The organism is Flavobacterium glucosi (genome assembly GCF_048286535.1).
Classification (GTDB): Bacteria; Bacteroidota; Bacteroidia; order Flavobacteriales; family Flavobacteriaceae; genus Flavobacterium.
This window is the reverse complement of record NZ_JBLVPK010000005.1, coordinates 288,693-307,116: the sequence shown is the minus strand read 5'-3', so window position 1 is coordinate 307,116 and position 18,424 is coordinate 288,693. Positions and strand designations below refer to the sequence as shown.

The window sequence follows — 18,424 nt, the reverse complement described above, 5'->3', positions numbered from 1 at the left end:
CATGGAAAAGAAAAACACAAATACAAAATTTATTATTATCCTAGTGGCTTTGGTAGTTTTAGGTGGAACTTACGGAACTTATAAATACATGCATTCCTTGGCTCACGAAGAAACAGACGATGCGCAAATTGAAAAAAATATGAATCCTATAATCCCAAGAGTTTCGGGATATGTGGACAAAGTGTACATCAAAGACAATGATTTTGTAAAAAAAGGCGACACGCTTTTTACTATTGATAAAAGAGATTACCAGTTAAAAATTGAAGAGGCTAATGCTGCAATGGTTGGTGCTGAAGGCAGTTTTGAAGTTTCTAAAGCTGATATCGGGAGTGCTTTGGCCAGTATTTCAGTTTCTGATGCTAATGTGCAATCAGCAGGAGGCAATATCGAATCGGCAAAAATTAGATTGGGTCGCATTACGAGTGATTACAACCGATATAACAATTTGTACAAAAGCCATTCGATTACAAAACAGCAGTACGAGCAAGCTTTGGCTGCAAAATTGGAAGCAGAAAGCCAAGTGCGCGTTTTACAACAACAACAGAGAGCAACTGCTTTTCAAAAATCAGTTATAATAGCAAAATCAAAAGTTTCAGACAAACAAACGGAAGTGGCTGCTGCCAATATCAAAAGAGCCAAAGCGTTACTTGATGCAGCAAAATTAAATTTGACTTACACTGCTGTAACCGCTGCGATTGATGGTCAGGTTTCAAAAATTGACATTCAACCAGGACAATTAGTGCAACCGGGACAATCCTTATTTTATATTATCAATAACAAAGAAGCTTGGGTAATTGCTAATTTTAAAGAAACGCAATTGAACAAAATGGTAATTGGTCAAAAAGTTACCGTAAAAGTAGATGCGTATCCCGGATATAATTTTCAAGGCGCAATCACTTCGTTCTCCCCCGCTACAGGCGCTCGCTTTTCATTGCTTCCTCCTGATAATGCCACAGGAAACTTTGTAAAAACAATCCAAAGATTACCCGTTAAAATAAGTTTGAACACCGCTAATGATCCTGAAAAAATAAAATTACTTCGCCCGGGAATGAATGTGGATGTAGATGTACATTTAAAATAAATTCACCCTTTTGGTGATTTCTAAAACGGCAATACTTCTAAGAAAATGATAGTTTACACTTTAGTATAAAATGGTACAAACAGGAGAAGATGATTTAGTAGAATATGGCTTTAGAAGAGTCATAATTACCATTACCGCCGTTCTTTGTGCTTTGCTTGAAATTGTAGATGTTACAATTGTAAATGTAGCATTAAACAATATGCGAGGTAGTCTTGGTGCATCATTAACTGATGTCGCTTGGGTTATAACGGCTTATGCTATTGCAAATGTAATTGTGATTCCTATGACGAGCTGGTTGTCACAACAATTTGGGCGTCGGAATTATTTTGCAGTTTCCATTATTATTTTTACGGTTGCCTCCTTTTTATGTGGTAATGCCAATAATATTTGGGAATTAGTCACTTTTAGATTCATTCAAGGACTGGGTGGTGGTGCTCTATTAGTAACTGCGCAAACCATAATTACCGAGAGTTATCCTGTTGCCAAAAGAGGAATGGCGCAAGCTATTTACGGAATGGGCGTTATTGTAGGACCTACTCTTGGACCGCCTTTGGGAGGTTATATTGTAGATCATTTTTCATGGCCGTATATCTTTTACATCAACATTCCTATCGGAATTATCGCTACTTTACTAACGCTCTCTTTTGTAAAAAGCCCTAAATATGGGGATAAACTAAAAGCCAGTCAGGTCGATTGGTCGGGAATTTTTTTCTTAACCGCTTTTATTGGCTCCTTACAATATGTTTTGGAACATGGCCAGCAAGACGATTGGTTCAATAATAATACAATTCTACTACTATCTGTTATTTCTGTTTTTGGTTTACTGCTCTTCATTTGGAGAGAACTCACCTATAAACATCCCATTGTAAATTTAAGAGTTTTAAAAGATACCAACTTAAGAGTAGGAACCATCATGTGTTTTATTCTTGGTTTCGGATTATATGGTTCTACCTTTATCATTCCTATTTACACACAATCCGTTTTAGGGTGGAGTGCTTTAGATGCTGGTTTATTATTAATTCCAAGTTCTATTACCACCGGAATTATGATGCCATTCATAGGAAAAATGATTCAGCGTGGCGTACCGCAGGCATATATGGTTGCTGCAGGATTTTTATTGTTTTTCTTTTTTACCTTTTGGATGCAACAAGTCATCACACCAGATTCTGGAGAAGAACATTTATATTGGCCGTTGATATTAAGAGGAATTGGATTGGGATTATTATTTGTTCCTATTTCGACACTTTCATTGTCTACTTTAAAAGGAAAAAGTATTGGTGAAGGAGCCGCTTTTACCGGAATGATGCGACAATTAGGAGGTTCTTTTGGTATTGCCATCATCACCACTTTTATTGCCAGATTTAATCAGGAACACCGCGTGAATCTTATCTCGCATCTCAATACAACTTCTTATGAAGTACAAAAAACGGTGCAACAACTGAAAATGGGATTTATGTCCAAAGGCTATTCTGAAAATGAAGCTTTGGCAAAAGCCTACAAAGCCATTGAATACAAAGTAATGGTACAAAGTTCCGTATTATCGTATATGGACATCTTTCTATACTTAGGCGCATTATTTTTATTATGTATTCCTTTTATACTTTTGATAAAGAAAGGAAAAAACAAAATCAATCCTGCCGATGCCATGCATTGATATTAAAAATTTAACCATAAAAAAACGCCGTTATCATAATGAAAACGGCGTTTTTGTTATTTGTTTAAAATATATTAACGTGTAAAAACCAAATGATTTCCTTCCGATAAATTAGCATCAAATTGATAACCATCATAATTGAAGCCTTTTAAATCGTCTATCGTTTGAGCATCAGAATCAATAATATAGCGCACCATCATTCCCCTCGCCTTTTTGGCAAAAAAACTGATTATTTTTAGTTTTCCGTTTTTGTAATCTTTGAATTCTGGCGTGATTACTCGAACTTTCAACGCCTTGACATCAATTGCCGAAAAATATTCAGTACTTGCTAAATTAACAAACAATTCGCCTTCTTTAAGTTCGTTATTTAATGCTTTAGTAATTGTAGGCTTCCAAAATTCATACAGGTTTTTGCTTTCACCAATGGGTAATTTGGTTCCCATTTCTAGTCGGTAGGCTTGAATCAAATCCAATGGTTTCAGCAATCCGTACAAACCGGATAGTATTCTCAGACGATCTTGTAAAGCGTCTATTTTCTTTTCAGGAATCGAATAAGCGTCTAATCCAATGTACACATCGCCATCAAAAGTAAATACCGCGGGACGAGCATTTGAAGTTGTAAAAGGTGTTTTCCAATCTTGATTTCGCTTCCAGTTCAAATCAGCCAGTTTTTCCGAAATACTCATTAAATCCGATAAATCCGCAGGCTTTTTTTCTTTTAAAACTTTATGAACTTGTCGCGATTCTTTTAAAAATAAGGGTTCGGTATGAAGCTTAGTTGGTAACTCTTTTTCAAAATTTAAAGACTTGGCCGGCGATATTACAATTTTCATACACAATACTCTTTCGAGCTCTTTTTATTAGTTCTTCCAAAAGTACTAATTGAAACCCACATCAAAAAAGTTTTTTTTCCGATAAAATGAAAAAGTGGGTTCCTGACAACCAAAATTTAAATACTTTTCAGAAGAAATCAAGAATCTTTAAATTGATTTGTTTAATAGTGCCATAGATAATGAAAATTGTTCCCTAATTTAATTATTTTTGAATTGAAAATAAACCAGACTACACTTCCATAATTATGAACCTAATTGAAATTAGAAAAGCGACACTATCAGATTTGGAAACAATCCAAAATATAAGTATCCAAACCTTTAAAGAGACTTTTGCTGCTGTAAATACACCCGAAAATATTGCCAATTATGTAAAAGACAGTTTCAATTCGGAACAATTAACAACTGAATTGAACAATGCTAATTCTCAGTTTTACATAGCCTATTCGAATGCTGAAGCCGTTGGTTATCTGAAAATAAACTTCGGTGATGCCCAAACCGAAATCATCAAAAAAAATGCTTTAGAAGTGCATCGAATTTATGTTCTGCAAACTTTTCATGGAAAAAACATTGGTCAACTGTTGCTTGACAAAGCAAAAAATATTGCACAACATACTGGCGTTGCTTTTATTTGGCTTGGTGTCTGGGAAGAAAATCACAGAGCACTTCGATTTTATACTAAAAATGGATTTATTGTATTTGACAAACACGTTTTTACATTAGGAAATGACGAACAAACCGATTTACTTATGCAATTTCAAATACATTAAAAAAAATCAAAAATTTAAATTGTCACTGATATTAGCCATTCTAAAACCCTATTTGGCTTATTTTTGTTCCAAATATTATCAAAAATTATGAAACAGGATGTAATTATTGTGGGAGCAGGAGTGGCGGGATTAGCTGCGGCTGTTCATTTGCATCGTCAAGGGAGAAAAGTTCTTCTTTTAGAAGCCAGTGATCGTCCGGGTGGAAGAATTAAAACCGATTCCCATGAAGGTTTTCTTTTAGACAGAGGTTTTCAAGTCCTTTTGACCGCCTATCCAGAAGCTCAAGAATTACTTAATTACACGGATTTAAAACTAAAAAAAATGTTACCTGGAGCAACCGTGCTTTATGATGGTGGGCGATTTGAAATCGCAGATCCATTCCGAAGACCTTCCGCAGCCTTTGCCACGCTTTTTGCTCCCGTTGGTACTTTAAAAGATAAAATCAATACCCTTTGGTTAAAAAATAAACTGCAAAAATTAACCATTGACGAAATTTTCGAACAACCGGAAGAAACGACCCGCAGGCAACTGACTGATTATGGTTTTAGTCCAAAAATGATTCAACGTTTTTATGCGCCTTTCCTTTCTGGTATCTTTTTGGAAAATGAACTAAAAACTTCCAGCAGAATGTTCGACTTTGTAATGAAAATGTTTTCAGATGGTGATGTGGCGATTCCAGCATTAGGAATGGAAGAAATTCCAAAACAATTAGTCGCCATGCTTCCCGAAGGAAGTATTCAATGCAATACCAAAGTGACTGCTGTTGATGGTAATATCGTAACTACTGAAGGCGGAACCGTTCTAGAAGCCAACCAAATCATTTTGGCTACGACAGCAGATGCACTTACACAAAAATACTTTCCGAAGCAAAAAATGACTTCGCATCAAGTAACCAATGTTTATTTTGAAGCAAAAGAGGCACCTACAAAAAAAGCAGTTGTAATTTTAAATGCTTCAACCAAAAAAAAATGGGCCAATAATTTAACTGTAATATCAAATGTTTCCAATGCTTATGCTCCAAAAGGAAAAATATTAATCTCCGTTTCGTGTAATGGAATTCCAACTATTGATGACGCAATTTTGGCTGAAAACATGAAACAAGAACTGAAACAATGGTACGGTGAAAAAGTAAATTCGTGGAAAATGCTGAAGGCGTATCGCATTGAATATGCTTTACCAACTCAGGAAAGTGTGCGGAATGAAATTGCTGCTTCGGGTATAAAAATCTCTGATACGCTATTTATTTGTGGAGATAATTTGCTGAATGGCTCTATCAATGCCGCTTTAAAAACGGGACGATTAGCTGCCGAAGCAATGAAAATATAGTTTGCTCTAAATTATAAATCGATTATTGTCACAATTACACCGATTATAATTTGTCAAAAAAAATCGGTAAATCTGTGCCTATTTTTTTGCCTTTGTATAAATTGTAACGCTAATCTATGACCACTTTGTAGGTAGGATCTTCGAGAATATTTACATCAATTACGGTGTCGGCATTTTTTAATAAGGTTCTGCAATCTGAACTTAAATGTCGTAAATGAACAGTTTTATTGACTTTTGCATAACGCTCGGTAATTTTATTTACAGCATCAATCGCACTCATATCTGTAATTTTACTTTCTTTAAAATCAATAATGACCGCACTCGGATCATTTGAAACATCAAATTTTTCTGAGAAAGCCGTAGTGGAAGCAAAAAATAAAGGTCCGTAGATTTCATAATGCTTCACCCCTTTTTCATCAATATACTTCTTAGCCCGAATCCTTTTGGCACTTTCCCAAGCGAAAACTAAAGCAGAAATAATCACTCCTATTAAAACGGCTAACGCCAAATTATGCAATACAATAGTGATCAACGCAACCAATACTCCAACAAAAATATCATGTTTCGGCATTTTATTGATAATTCTAAAACTTGCCCATTCAAATGTACCAATTGCTACCATAATCATCACGCCGACTAAAGCTGCCATAGGCAATTGTTCAATTATTGGGGCACCAAATAAAATAATTCCAAGTATCGTTACCGCAGCTACAATTCCGGACAATCGTGCTCTGGAACCAGCCGAAAGATTCACTAAAGTTTGAGCAATCATAGGACAACCGCCCATCCCGAAAAAAAAACCATTCAAAATATTCGCACTTCCTTGTGCAATGCATTCTCTATTTCCGTTCCCTTTTGTTTCGGTGATTTCATCGACTAAATTCAATGTCAATAATCCTTCTGTCAATCCAACTGAAGCCATGATTAAAGCGTACGGGAATATAATTTGTAACGTTTCGAAGTTTATTGGAATAGTCGGAATATGAAATGGCGGAAAACCTCCACTTACTGAAGCGATATCGCGTACTGTCTTGGTCTCGATTCCAAAGAAAAAAACCAATCCAAATACCACAATAATGGCTACTAATGAAGATGGAACCGCTTTTGTTATTTTAGGCAATACTACCACAATTCCTATAGTCAGTGCAACTAACCCCGCCATGATAAACATTGGGATTCCAGAAAGCCACTCACTTTTGCCATTAATAATTGTTTTGAATTGTTCCAATTGCGACATGAAAATAATAACCGCTAATCCATTGACAAAACCAAACATAACGGGTTGTGGTACCAATCGTATAAATTTTCCGAGTTTAAAAAGACCTACTAAAATTTGTAAAACCCCAGCCAAAGCAACAGCCGCAAGAACATATTCCAACCCATTTGAATTCATTAAAGCAATTAAAACAATCACAGTTGCTCCTGCTCCTCCCGAAACCATTCCGGGTCTGCCACCTAATATTGCAGTAACCAAACCCATTATAAAAGCGGAATATAAACCTACTAGTGGCGGGAATCCAGCCAATATTGCAAAAGAAAGTGACTCTGGAATCATGGTCATGGCAACGGTTAATCCTGCTAAAATTTCTGTTCTATAATTGACTTTTTGTGAGAAATCAAATAAATTAAATACTTTTTTCATATAAATAATAATGGATTCTCGATACAATTTCGTGAACAGAAATTATATCGAAAAAATTCGATGAAATATTTTGGGTAAATACCTCAATTTAAAAACTATAAATCAAGGCGCAGTAATTTGAGAGGGTAATATGAGACCGTTTTTCATAAGAGTTGCTAAAGTAAAACTTTTTAATTGATATGGCAAACAGAAATTGAAATTGCCTAAATTTGGCAAAAATTTTTCTTTACTTGAAATATTCCCTAGAAATTATGAATTTGTACCCTAAATTAGTTGTACAAATTATAATAAATTGATTTTGACACTAAAAATACTCGCATATTAATTGAAACAGTTGGCAAACCCATCTTTCAATAAAATTTAAAAACATGAAATTAATTTATACTTTCCTTTTAATTACGGTACTCAACAGTGCTTATTCTCAAGCTCCAAATGACTATTTTGAAAAAATTAGAAACAATGAAGCAGAATTAACTGCTTTCTTTTCGCAAATGCCAAAAGGCGGTGATTTACACCATCATTTTTCAGGTTCTATTTATGCTGAACCCTTATTAAAACAAGCTATTGCTGATGATTTTTATCTCAATACCGAAACGATGGATGTTCTAAAAGAAAAACCATCAACCGGAAATTGGGAACAATTTTCGACATTAAAAAGCAACGGAACATTAGATGCTTACAAACAAAAAATCATGCAAAAATGGTCTGTAAAAGACTATAATCATGTGGATTACCCATCGGATAAGTTGTTTTTTGAATCCTTTATGAAGTTTGAACCGGCCATCAAAGGGAATTTTGGACAAGGATTATTGGAACTAAAAAACAGAGCTATTTCAGAAAATGTCAGTTATATTGAAACGCAATTATCTACGATTCCAACAGTAATGAATACCGATGATTTGACGAAATTCAATTCTAGATTGCGAAAATTAGCTTTGGCAAAAGAAGAGAAAGCAATTCTAAAATCATTGGATTCTGTTTACAATTCTCTACTTAAAAAAGATGCTGAATCCTATGCCACAGCGTTCAACACAAATTTTGTGGCTAAGCTACACGAAGACCTTAAAATTGATGACAAACAATTTACGATGCGGTATCAAAATTTCGTCTTGCGTTTCATGGAACCCGTAGATTTATTTAAAAATCTGGTAATTGCATTTATTTCGGCTGACGGAAGTCCACTGATGGCGGGAGTTAACATTGTTTCTCCGGAAGATGGCGAAACGGCGATGAAAGATTATTGGTTGCACATGGTCATGTTTAAATACTGTCATTCCCGCTATCCAAACGTAAAATATACGATGCATGCCGGCGAACTAACGCTAGGTTTAGTGCTTCCGGAAGATTTAACTTGGCACATTGGCGCTGCTGTTTATACTGCAGAAGCCAACCGAATCGGGCACGGAGTAGATATGGCGTACGAGAAAGATTCGTATGATTTATTGCGGTATATGGCAAAGAAAAACATTCCTATCGAAATTAACTTAGTGAGTAACGAATTCATTTTGAAAGTGAAAGAAAGCCGTCATCCCTTGACTTTGTATAAAAAATTTGGCGTTCCCATAGTAATCAGTACGGATGATGCAGGGATTTTACGCACTAATATGACCGAGCAATATGTTTTGTTAGCCAAAAGATACAAAGACATTTCGTATTCTGATATCAAGCAATTTGTTTACAACAGCATCAATTACAGTTTTATAAAAGAGGCTTCTATAAAAAAACAATTGCTTAAAGATTTAGACAGCAGATTTAAGGCTTTCGAAACTAATTTTCCAATGAAATAAGTCATTTATAATCAACTGATTGAAATTTTTTCTTTCAAAAAAACAAAGTCCCTGATTGGGGCTTTTTTTATGCTTTTGAGTTATTTTTTTTTCTTATATTTGAAGCTACCTACTTGATTTACAAATAATTAATCACAAACTGTTTGTAAATGGCATTTCTTTATTTTAATTGTTTACTAACATGATAAATTATTGAAAAATGAGTAGCTCTTTAATCTGGTATTGCCGAAGACATCCGTTATTGTACAAAATACGATTTAGTTTACTTTCAAAAAAAGTCAATTTTGATAGGATTGAAAGTTTTTGTTACAATAACTTAAACAAGACTATAGAAATCCCCGAAATTTATTTTGAACTAAATCCATTAATTTTTACAAAAAAAGAAGCGGCAATAAGTGATCTTGATAAAGCAAAACAAATAGCCGTTTGGTTGAGAAACCATATAAAAGGAGGTCCAGGATTAGGTAAATCCTCAGATTCAACCTTAAGAAAAATGATAAATGGCGAAGGTGGCGTTTGCAGTGATTTTTCTCAAGTCTATAATAATTTCTGTGTTATAAACGATTTAAAAGTAAAAGAATGGGGATTAAAAATAGTGTCAGACGACCCTTGTATTAATGGTGGACATGCTTTTAATGAAATCTATTCCAAGGAATTAAAAAAATGGATTTTAATTGATGTTTCTAAATCAATACTTTTTTTTTCCACAAATCAAACTATTCCCTTATCCGTTTTTGATCTTATCCACTTAAAAAACGAAAACCAAGAAATTTGCTTTTCCAGTTTTAACGAAAAAAATATGATGGACAACAAAAGAATAACCAATTTATATCTTACATCTAATTCTTCTCCTTTTGTAATTACAAATTATCACAACAAAACCTATGATTCATATCTAAATACGCTAAAATTCATGCCAGGACCTTTCATTCATGGCTTGCTGTTTCTTATTGGAAAAAGTTATTTTTTTGAGTTTCCTGTTCATTAAATAAATGTATCGAATCACTTTTCTTTACAGCAAGAAAAATCCGCTCGAAAGCGGATTCTTATTGTAATAGAATACTACAGTTTTATTATTTTGGATTTAATATCAACTCAATTCTTTTAATCGCATCTTCATAATGGTATTTTGTTTCTGCAGTTATAGCTTTCGCTTTAGCAATTAATAAAGTAGATTTTAAAGTTGTCAATTCACCTCTAACCAATCCTCTCACATCCGATTGCACCACATTATAATAGTCCGAAGGACGACCTGATTTAATTTCTTCCTTCATCAGATAACCCATTCTTTCTATATAAGCACGCTGTAAATTTCTTCTGTAAATAGTCACATTCGAACCTAAACTCGCTTCTTTCCAAATTCCTCTGCGCATATCAGCCAGTAAATCCAACGCTTTGTAATTAGCAGTACCCATTATTTCTGCATCCATTAATCGGCCAATGCGCTCAAAACTCAATACACTATTCAAATGTCTGGCTTGTAAATTTCTAAAACGCTCTGTGTAACCGGAGTAATCAATGTTCTTCAATGTGTTCACATTTACCAACCACGTTGGCGAAGCAAAAGCATTGGCTTGTAACCATTGCATCGCTTCTTGTTGCTTTACTTTTGGTACAATATCATAAATGCTTCCTTTTTGGTTTGGCTTTTTAGTTGCTTCATAAACACCTCCAACATTGGTCACCACATGCCCTACATACCTGCTCCATACATCCATCATCTCTTTATACAACTCATCTAAATCCTCGTAATTGTTAGTGACATCACTGGTCCATTCTGATAAATGTGCCGCTACATATTGCAAGTTTTTAAGTCCGTAAGAACCCGCTTTCATCGAATTATTTCCAATATCTTCCGTTTGTGAAGACGGGTCAAAGGTGCTACTTTGTTTCCCGTATTTATAAATAGGATTTTCGGCTTTTTCCATAATCCATTTATCTAATGTTGGAACTTCAACTTCTGGTGAAGTCGCATTTGGGATAACTCTGTATCCCCAATTAGTCGCATAATGATCGTAAGGTCCCATTTGGCGTATAAAACGAACGTTTTTATCTCCTGGTTGTGCGATGTAATTAAAACGAGCATAATCCATCAAACTAGCTGCGATTCCGTTTTTCTGTGTAAAATCACCACTTCTGTAATTTTCGGTATCATACGCGCAACTTGCACCCATATTATGAGGAAAACCAAGAGCATGACCGACTTCATGAGCAATAACCATACGCATCATTTCACCCATTTCTTCATCACTGGTATTTAATGTTCGTGCTGTAGGATTTGCAGCTCCCGTTTCTAACAAATAGCGATTTCTGTACGAACGCAAATGGTTGTGGTACCAAATTACATCACTCTCGATAATTTCTCCCGTTCTGGGATCAGAAACGCTGGGTCCAACGGCATTACGAGTCGTGCTCGCCACATAACGAATTACGGAATAACGGATGTCTTCTGGGCTAAAATCAGGATCTTGTTCTTTCGTTGGTGCGTCTTTGGCAATAATTGCATTTTTAAAACCAGCTGTTTCAAAAGGCTTTTGCCAATCTTCAATTCCTTGTTTGATGTACTTGCGTAATTTTTCAGGCGTGGCAGGATCTAAGTAGTACACAATAGGTTTTATCGGTTCTACCAGTTCGCCTTTTGCGTAAGCGACAGGATCTTTTGGCTCCAATCTCCAACGGCGAATAAAAGTTTTGCTGTCTGATTTTAATTCGTTGCTTCCATAATCGATTTGATTCATCGTAAACCATCCCACTCGCGGATCAGCTAATCGGGGCTGCATTGGTTTTTCAGGCAATAAAATCATCGACTGATTCATTTGGATGCTTATCGTTTCTGAATCCTCCTGAACGGGCGGTTTAGAAGCGTTGTAGGTAAAATCCTGAATCACTTCAATGTTCATCGGGAAACTTTTCATCGTATTAATAAAACTGCGGGAATCATCGAGTCCTTTGACTTTATAGGTTTCTCTCATTTCTGCCGATAAACCGCTGATCGCTTTCACATCAGTGCCATAAAATTTAGTCACATCGATTACCGTATTTGCAGAATCTTTGCTGAAAGCTACAATATCAAAAGCAAATAAGGTAGGCTCATAATTATTGGATTTCACCGAAATACTAATCGGCAGACTGTCATTGGCAACAGCACTGAATGATTTTAATTTGATTAGGATTTTATCCTGGAAACGCTGCCAAACAATTAATTGTTCATTAGTTTCGGAACCTGCGTTTACATATCCGCCACCTAAATTAGAAGGTAGTTTAGACAAACGACTCACCAAAAGCATGTCTTTATCCAAGTATGTATTAGGAATTTCGAAGAAATATTTTTTATCTACTTTGTGTACCGTAAACAATCCTTGGTCAGAAACGGCGTCTTTAGTAATTACCTTGCTGTATTCCTTGATAGTGGTTTCCGGTTTCTTTTCGGGAGGAGGAACGACAGCGGCATTTTTATCTTTTTTCTTTCTGGACTGTGCAAATTGAGTAGTAGGCATAAGCATCGCTGCAACGATTGCAGTTAAAATGAAAAATTTCTTCATTTAATGGTTTTTTAATGGTTAATCAATATCAAAAATAAATTTTAGTGCCTGCAAATTGAATAGTATTCATTGATTTAACTTTTAATTAACAATCGTTCTATTTCTTGTTGTACATTTCATATTGGAAATCAGTCGTACTGTTTTTACAGGATGAATTTAGTTTTAAGAAAGAGCAACTTATATTTGTAAGAATAATTTTATTATATTTGAGAGATGAATATTGAGGTTTATCAGATGTTTAAACAGTTTATACAAGCAAACCCAAAATCACAGACATGGAAGAGTTCGAATACAACGATTTCACTTATAAAAAAAATGGAACTTCAAAAGTGAAAGTTGAGTATGATATTGAAGAGCCAGAATATATTTTCAAATTTTATGCTTTAAATGAATATAGCGTTGATGCTTTGACAAAAAATTATTTCTATGCTTCCCATCCATACGACCTAAATGATTATTTAGATAGTAGTCCATTCCTTTTTTGGGCTTCAAAACCACTTGATTTTTCTTATTATGAAATTTTCTTGGGATTTCTTTATCCTGACAACAAAGAACAATTAGTAAAATTCTACGAAGTAGATATTAATAGAGAAAGTTTATGTAAAGGGTATATTTCACTTTTTTGGGAAGTTTTATCAAATAAATTTGGAGTTGTTTCAATGACTGCAAAAGAAAACAACCCACTAATGTGGCCACATTATACTCAAGAAAAAGGTTTTCAAATAAAATTTAAAACAGAAGAACTAAAAAAAAGCATTGAAACAATTATCGAAAACGAAAATGGGAATAATACATATTTAGGTTTTATTCCGACTAACTATACAAAAGATTTAATTCCAATCGATATTAGTGAGTTTCCAAATATGACTATTCCCCTATATTATATAACAAATGTTAAATCAATTAATTGGAATTATGAATGTGAATGGCGATTTGTTTTAAGTAAAGAACATATGGGAGTTCCATATAGTAAAACTGGATTATCAGGACGAGAAGATTACTTTGTGAGAAAGGAAAATCGATTTGCTTATTATGATAAAAATTTAGTTGAAGAGATTACGTTAGGAATGAATTTTTTCAATTCTAAAGAATATGAAATTACCAAAATTGACGAAAAAGATATTCAAGTCAAATTAAAACAAAGTAAAGAAAATTGGAATTTTGAAAGTCAAAAGAAATTATTAAACTATGTGTTTGAAAATTTAAAAGATAAGCTTTATTACTCTGGAGTTAAATATGAAGTGAACGAAAACAATGATTATTATCTTATTCGTACAAAAGAAAGATTGGTAATAGAATGAAAAGATGAAGTAACTTTTGTTTTAACAAGAACAAATGTATTAATAAAATTATTCTAAAATTACAAAGCTGGCTCAGCTTCTCAAAAGTCTCTAAATATACACCCACTACAATAAGCAAAATCAAAAATGCACTAAACGTTTCTAAATTTAGAAACTTTTATATCTTTATAAAAAATTAAACGTTTGAAATATTTCGAAACAAGATTTTTAGAAGAAGCCTAGAAATGTATAGCAAAACTGAACCAAAAAACGATTTCCAAAGTTTTCTATACCATTGACATTGCAGAACAAACCAACTACCCAAAATTATTCAAAAAATTACAGCATGATATTTGGGAGTTTAGAACAAGATTTGGCGGACTTCAAATTAGATTATTGGCCTTTTGGGACAAAACAGATGATAAAAATACATTAGTTTTTGCAACCCACGGATTTGTAAAAAATCAGACAAAATTCCCACTAACGAAATAGAAAGAGCAAGTAAAATAAGAGCAAAATATTTTAAAAATAAACCAAAAAAGTAATACCATGGCAACTACAGAAATGAAATCGACTTCACTTTCAGAAATGAAAGATAAATATATAGGAAACATTGGCACTGAAGAAAGAGAAAAATACCAATATGAACTTCGTATGGATATTCTAGGGCGCATGATTAAAAAAGCCAGACAAGAACGAAATTTAACTCAAGAACAATTGGGAGAACTTATTGGTGTCAAAAAAGCACAGATTTCTAAACTTGAAAATAGTACAAATAGTGCAACGATTGACACAATATTGAAAGTTTTCAAAGCATTAAAAGCGGATATAAATTTTAATGTGACAATTGAAAAACAAAATTTGCAATTAACATAGACAGTTGTACTAAGTCTCGACTTTGAAACAATAAACTAAAAAAGCCCCAATCCGGGGCTCTTAATATTTTATTCTTCTACTTCGTCTGTACCATGGGATTTTGAATAGCCTCTCCATTTCTCGATACAATCCTTAAAATCCTGCGGAAGTTCGGTATCAAAACGCATCAGTTCACGCGTGGTAGGATGCACAAAGCCCAAAGTTTTTGCGTGTAAAGCCTGTCTTGGCAATGCTTTGAAACAGTTGTCAATAAACTGCTTGTATTTGGTAAACGTAGTTCCTTTTAAAATCAAATGACCGCCATAACGCTCGTCATTAAATAAAGGATGTCCTATGTGTTTCAAGTGCGCCCGAATCTGGTGCGTTCTTCCAGTTTCCAGTTGGCACGAAATCAACGTTACGTAACCAAAACGCTCCAATACTTTATAATGCGTCACGGCAGGTTTCCCTATTTCCGGATCAGCAAAAACCGCCATTTGCATGCGATCTTTCAAGTGTCTCGCTAAGTTTCCTTCAATCGTTCCTTTCTCTTCGGCTACATTTCCCCAAACCAAAGCCACATACTCTCTTTCGGACGTTTTGGCTTCAAACTGTTTGGCAAGATGCGTCATAGCCGCCTCGGTTTTGGCAATTACCAATAATCCCGAAGTGTCTTTGTCAATTCGATGCACTAAACCCGGACGTTCGCTGCTGTTCATTGGCAAATTATCAAAATGATACGCCAACGCATGCACTAAAGTTCCGGTGTAATTCCCGTGACCGGGATGCACCACCATTCCTGGCAATTTGTTTATCAATAGCAATGTATCGTCTTCATAAACAATATCGAGGGGAATATTCTCGGGAATAATATGATTTTCATAAGGAGGATGCGTAAGCATTACACGAACTACATCATTGGCCTTCACCTTGTAATTTGACTTTACCGTGGCGTCGTTTACAAAAATATTTCCTTCGGTAGCTGCAGTTTGTATTTTGTTGCGAGTCGCATTTTGAATCAAACCCATCAGGTATTTATCAATCCGCAAAGACGCTTGACCTTTAGGAACTTCAAACCTGAAATGTTCAAATAACTCGTCTTCTAAATCTATTGTATCTATATTATTGTTCATCAACTGGTGTTTCTTCTATTGGTGCAGCCAGAGTATCCGCAGCACTTTCTTCTTCTTCATAACTCATTTTTCCGTCTCCTAAAACCAAATCAATTTTAGATGATTTCAAGACTCTGTCGCCTGCTTTCAGGTTTCTTCCTTTGAAACGCATTTCCAATACCATATCTTTTCCAAGATTTGGAACATACGTAACCGATCCTTCTTCAAGTCCTAAAGCTTTCAATGTAGGCACCGCTTCACGATAGGTTTTATTTACTAAATCAGGAATTCGCACCGATGAAAATCCCGAAGTATTTATTTTTATGTATATTTTTCGACCTACTTTTACCTTGGTTCCCGGCGATGGATCTTGCTCAACCACACTAAATTGCGGGAAATCACTTCTATAATCCACACTATCCAAAAGCACATAATCTAAATCCAACTCATCCAGCTTTTCTTCCACTTGCTCTTCCGTCAATTTACTCAAATTTGGAACTGCAATTTCATGACCATGATCTGTTGTAAAAGTCAACCAATGCATAAACAAATAACCCAAAGTGGCAATAATGGCAATCGCAATTAACACTTGCACTAAAAACACACGACTGGTAAGATACTTCCGTAAACTCATAAATTTATTTTTATATGTGGCAAAGATAAAGCTAATTCGTTTCAAAAAAAATGATAATTTTGTTTAATGCTTTTTGGAGCTATTTCCCGCTATTCGTTATAATCTTTTTATCCGCCGAAAAGGCTGATAAAAAGGATTTCCACTGCTATCGGGGCTAGAATCTAGTGCCAAAAACACCTTATTATTTATTCGAACAACTAAGAACAAAACGATACAAAATGAAAAACATAGCCATCATCATGGGCGGATATTCCAGCGAGTATAAAATCTCACTTATCAGCGGAAACGTCGTTTATCAATATCTGGACAAAACGAAATACAACGGATTCCGAATCCATATTTTCAAAGAAAAATGGGTCTATGTTGATGCTAATGACGCAGAATTCCCTATTGATAAAAATGATTTTTCAGTAACAGTTGATGGGAATAAAATCACTTTTGACTGCGTTTTTAATGCCATTCACGGAACTCCCGGCGAAGATGGATTGATGCAGGCGTATTTTGAATTATTGCATATTCCGCAAACTTCCTGCGATTATTACCAAGCAGCATTAACATTTAACAAACGCGATTTATTATCAGTTTTGAAGCCATACGGCATAAAAACTGCCACTTCCTATTACTTAAACAAAGGCGATGCTATAAATACTGACGAAATTGTCGCTAAAGTTGGTTTGCCTTGTTTTGTAAAACCCAATAAAGCGGGTTCCAGTTTTGGAATTTCAAAAGTAAAAACCGTCGCTGAATTACCAATTGCAATAGAACTGGCATATAAAGAAGACAACGAGATTATTATAGAAAGTTTCCTTGACGGTACCGAAGTTTCTGTCGGTGTTATTAATTACAAAGGCAAAGTAACTGTTTTACCCATCACCGAAATCGTTTCGGAAAATGATTTTTTCGATTATGAAGCCAAATACCTTGGTAAATCACAAGAAATCACACCGGCAAGAATTTCGGATGAAATGACCCAAAAAGTGAGCGAAATAGCCAAACGCGCTTACGAAGTCCTCAAAATGAAAGGTTTTTCCCGTAGCGAATTTATATTGGTAAACGGAGAACCACACATGTTGGAAATGAACACTATTCCGGGATTAACAACAGAAAGTTTGATTCCGCAACAAGCCAAAGCCGCCGGCATTTCATTGGAAGATTTGTTTAGCAATTCGATTGAATTGGTTTTAAATAACTAACGCTCCATTATGATAGAAATCTTTGAATGGAACCGATTATTATACAATGATTTACCTGAATCCTTTCTTTTAGAAGTCATTTTCCGATCCACTGTAATGTTTACAGTTCTACTATTGACATTAAAAATAGCTGGGAAACGAGGCGTCAAGCAATTATCTGTTTTTGAAACAGTCATCATTATTGCTTTAGGATCAGCAGCCGGAGACCCCATGTTTTATGAAGAAGTTGGAATAATTCCGCCCATAACCGTATTTCTGGTCATAATTCTTTTATACCGATTAGTAACTTGGCTAACCGGAAAAAGTAAACGCTTTGAAGAGTTTATAGAAGGAAAAACGGAATGCATCATCAGTGAAGGAAAATTTTCAATTGCTACTTTTAAAAAAGAAAGTTTGGCACAAGATGAATTTTTTTCAGAACTCCGATTGAAATCGGTAGAACATTTAGGACAAGTAAAAAATGCCTTTATGGAAACTAGTGGCGAAATCAGTGTTTTTTATTATGAAGACCTTGATGTCCAACCAGGACTGCCAATTCTGCCTTTTTTATTCAAACAAAAAAATAAAACGATTCCAACAGAAGGTATTTATTCCTGCACTTTTTGCGGAGATACTGAAAGCCATAAACCCGGAAATGCCGAGTGTAGAGTTTGTGAAAAAACGGAATGGGTCGAAGCAATACAAACACTTCGAAAAACCTAATGGAACAAAACATAAG

16 protein-coding genes are annotated in these 18,424 nt (G+C 34.8%); 11 read left to right on the top strand and 5 right to left on the bottom strand.

The genetic code is table 11. The annotated features are described in order from the left end of the window. Nucleotide 1: 1 nt before the first annotated feature. Both ACNQGD_RS11515 and ACNQGD_RS11510 read left to right on the top strand, forming a co-directional pair. The gene (locus ACNQGD_RS11515) at nt 2-1,081 is read left to right on the top strand and encodes an HlyD family secretion protein (RefSeq protein WP_417995245.1); all 1,080 of its coding nucleotides are present in this window, start codon (nt 2-4) and stop codon (nt 1,079-1,081) included. A 70-nt stretch (nt 1,082-1,151) separates the two neighbouring features. Continuing rightward, nucleotides 1,152-2,735, top strand: a complete 1,584-nt coding sequence (locus ACNQGD_RS11510; RefSeq protein WP_417997113.1) for a DHA2 family efflux MFS transporter permease subunit — start codon at nt 1,152-1,154, stop codon at nt 2,733-2,735. Between the two features lie 74 nt (nt 2,736-2,809). On the opposite strand, the gene yaaA is transcribed toward ACNQGD_RS11510, so the two are convergent. After that, nucleotides 2,810-3,568 (bottom strand): peroxide stress protein YaaA, encoded by a 759-nt coding sequence (gene yaaA / locus ACNQGD_RS11505; protein WP_417999365.1) that lies wholly within the window; start codon nt 3,566-3,568, stop codon nt 2,810-2,812. Between the two features lie 245 nt (nt 3,569-3,813). Between yaaA and ACNQGD_RS11500 the strand changes: the two genes are divergently transcribed. Together ACNQGD_RS11500 and ACNQGD_RS11495 are read left to right on the top strand one after the other, a co-directional pair. Next, nucleotides 3,814-4,335 carry a GNAT family N-acetyltransferase gene (locus ACNQGD_RS11500; protein ID WP_417999364.1) on the top strand — a complete coding sequence of 174 codons (522 nt, stop codon included), beginning with the start codon at nt 3,814-3,816 and terminating at the stop codon, nt 4,333-4,335. Between the two features lie 63 nt (nt 4,336-4,398). Then, a complete protein-coding gene (locus tag ACNQGD_RS11495) occupies nt 4,399-5,661 on the top strand; it encodes an NAD(P)/FAD-dependent oxidoreductase (protein WP_417999363.1) in 1,263 nt (420 codons plus the stop codon). Nucleotides 5,662-5,770: 109 nt separating this feature from the next. Here ACNQGD_RS11495 and ACNQGD_RS11490 read toward each other — a convergent pair whose 3' ends face one another. Next, nucleotides 5,771-7,303, bottom strand: a complete 1,533-nt coding sequence (locus tag ACNQGD_RS11490; RefSeq protein WP_417999362.1) for a SulP family inorganic anion transporter — start codon at nt 7,301-7,303, stop codon at nt 5,771-5,773. A 368-nt stretch (nt 7,304-7,671) separates the two neighbouring features. Between ACNQGD_RS11490 and ACNQGD_RS11485 the strand changes: the two genes are divergently transcribed. Both ACNQGD_RS11485 and ACNQGD_RS11480 read left to right on the top strand, forming a co-directional pair. Continuing rightward, complete coding sequence (locus ACNQGD_RS11485) at nt 7,672-9,090, top strand: adenosine deaminase (RefSeq protein WP_417999361.1); 1,419 nt, start codon at nt 7,672-7,674, stop codon at nt 9,088-9,090. Between the two features lie 199 nt (nt 9,091-9,289). Continuing rightward, a complete protein-coding gene (locus ACNQGD_RS11480; protein WP_417997107.1) occupies nt 9,290-10,078 on the top strand; it encodes a transglutaminase-like domain-containing protein in 789 nt (262 codons plus the stop codon). An 85-nt stretch (nt 10,079-10,163) separates the two neighbouring features. Here ACNQGD_RS11480 and ACNQGD_RS11475 read toward each other — a convergent pair whose 3' ends face one another. Then, nucleotides 10,164-12,632 carry a zinc-dependent metalloprotease gene (locus ACNQGD_RS11475; RefSeq protein ID WP_417999360.1) on the bottom strand — a complete coding sequence of 823 codons (2,469 nt, stop codon included), beginning with the start codon at nt 12,630-12,632 and terminating at the stop codon, nt 10,164-10,166. 275 nt (nt 12,633-12,907) lie between these two features. On the opposite strand from ACNQGD_RS11475, the gene ACNQGD_RS11470 reads away from it, so the two are divergent. The 3 genes from ACNQGD_RS11470 to ACNQGD_RS11460 all read left to right on the top strand — a co-directional run bounded on the left by ACNQGD_RS11470 (nt 12,908) and on the right by ACNQGD_RS11460 (nt 14,788). After that, nucleotides 12,908-13,933 carry a DUF2971 domain-containing protein gene (locus tag ACNQGD_RS11470; RefSeq protein WP_417999359.1) on the top strand — a complete coding sequence of 342 codons (1,026 nt, stop codon included), beginning with the start codon at nt 12,908-12,910 and terminating at the stop codon, nt 13,931-13,933. Nucleotides 13,934-14,161: 228 nt separating this feature from the next. Further along, nucleotides 14,162-14,404: a type II toxin-antitoxin system RelE/ParE family toxin gene (locus tag ACNQGD_RS11465; RefSeq protein ID WP_417999399.1), complete on the top strand. Its 243-nt coding sequence runs from the start codon at nt 14,162-14,164 to the stop codon at nt 14,402-14,404. A gap of 57 nt (nt 14,405-14,461) precedes the next feature. Further along, nucleotides 14,462-14,788 carry a helix-turn-helix domain-containing protein gene (locus tag ACNQGD_RS11460; RefSeq protein WP_417999358.1) on the top strand — a complete coding sequence of 109 codons (327 nt, stop codon included), beginning with the start codon at nt 14,462-14,464 and terminating at the stop codon, nt 14,786-14,788. Nucleotides 14,789-14,856: 68 nt separating this feature from the next. Here ACNQGD_RS11460 and ACNQGD_RS11455 read toward each other — a convergent pair whose 3' ends face one another. Together ACNQGD_RS11455 and ACNQGD_RS11450 are read right to left on the bottom strand one after the other, a co-directional pair. Further along, on the bottom strand, nt 14,857-15,900 hold the full coding sequence (locus ACNQGD_RS11455) for an RluA family pseudouridine synthase (protein WP_417997101.1): 1,044 nt from the start codon (nt 15,898-15,900) through the stop codon (nt 14,857-14,859). Then, entirely contained in the window at nt 15,890-16,513 is a 624-nt protein-coding gene (locus tag ACNQGD_RS11450) for a PASTA domain-containing protein (RefSeq protein ID WP_417999357.1), read from the bottom strand. The genes ACNQGD_RS11455 and ACNQGD_RS11450 overlap by 11 nt, the downstream gene beginning before the upstream one ends. A gap of 218 nt (nt 16,514-16,731) precedes the next feature. Between ACNQGD_RS11450 and ACNQGD_RS11445 the strand changes: the two genes are divergently transcribed. Both ACNQGD_RS11445 and ACNQGD_RS11440 read left to right on the top strand, forming a co-directional pair. Further along, nucleotides 16,732-17,706, top strand: coding sequence for a D-alanine--D-alanine ligase (locus ACNQGD_RS11445; RefSeq protein WP_417999356.1), 975 nt, complete (start codon nt 16,732-16,734; stop codon nt 17,704-17,706). 9 nt (nt 17,707-17,715) lie between these two features. Next, nucleotides 17,716-18,408 carry a DUF421 domain-containing protein gene (locus ACNQGD_RS11440; RefSeq protein WP_417999355.1) on the top strand — a complete coding sequence of 231 codons (693 nt, stop codon included), beginning with the start codon at nt 17,716-17,718 and terminating at the stop codon, nt 18,406-18,408. Nucleotides 18,409-18,424: the final 16 nt, after the last annotated feature.

Bases quoted from the DNA above. Each gene is read 5' to 3' on its own strand.
- ACNQGD_RS11515 (WP_417995245.1), top strand. From the start codon at position 2: ATGGAAAAGAAAAACACAAATACAAAATTTATTATTATCCTAGTGGCT.
- ACNQGD_RS11510 (WP_417997113.1), top strand. From the start codon at position 1,152: ATGGTACAAACAGGAGAAGATGATTTAGTAGAATATGGCTTTAGAAGA.
- yaaA (WP_417999365.1), bottom strand. From the start codon at position 3,568: ATGAAAATTGTAATATCGCCGGCCAAGTCTTTAAATTTTGAAAAAGAG.
- ACNQGD_RS11500 (WP_417999364.1), top strand. From the start codon at position 3,814: ATGAACCTAATTGAAATTAGAAAAGCGACACTATCAGATTTGGAAACA.
- ACNQGD_RS11490 (WP_417999362.1), bottom strand. From the start codon at position 7,303: ATGAAAAAAGTATTTAATTTATTTGATTTCTCACAAAAAGTCAATTAT.
- ACNQGD_RS11485 (WP_417999361.1), top strand. From the start codon at position 7,672: ATGAAATTAATTTATACTTTCCTTTTAATTACGGTACTCAACAGTGCT.
- ACNQGD_RS11480 (WP_417997107.1), top strand. From the start codon at position 9,290: ATGAGTAGCTCTTTAATCTGGTATTGCCGAAGACATCCGTTATTGTAC.
- ACNQGD_RS11475 (WP_417999360.1), bottom strand. From the start codon at position 12,632: ATGAAGAAATTTTTCATTTTAACTGCAATCGTTGCAGCGATGCTTATG.
- ACNQGD_RS11470 (WP_417999359.1), top strand. From the start codon at position 12,908: ATGGAAGAGTTCGAATACAACGATTTCACTTATAAAAAAAATGGAACT.
- ACNQGD_RS11460 (WP_417999358.1), top strand. From the start codon at position 14,462: ATGGCAACTACAGAAATGAAATCGACTTCACTTTCAGAAATGAAAGAT.
- ACNQGD_RS11455 (WP_417997101.1), bottom strand. From the start codon at position 15,900: ATGAACAATAATATAGATACAATAGATTTAGAAGACGAGTTATTTGAA.
- ACNQGD_RS11450 (WP_417999357.1), bottom strand. From the start codon at position 16,513: ATGAGTTTACGGAAGTATCTTACCAGTCGTGTGTTTTTAGTGCAAGTG.
- ACNQGD_RS11445 (WP_417999356.1), top strand. From the start codon at position 16,732: ATGAAAAACATAGCCATCATCATGGGCGGATATTCCAGCGAGTATAAA.
- ACNQGD_RS11440 (WP_417999355.1), top strand. From the start codon at position 17,716: ATGATAGAAATCTTTGAATGGAACCGATTATTATACAATGATTTACCT.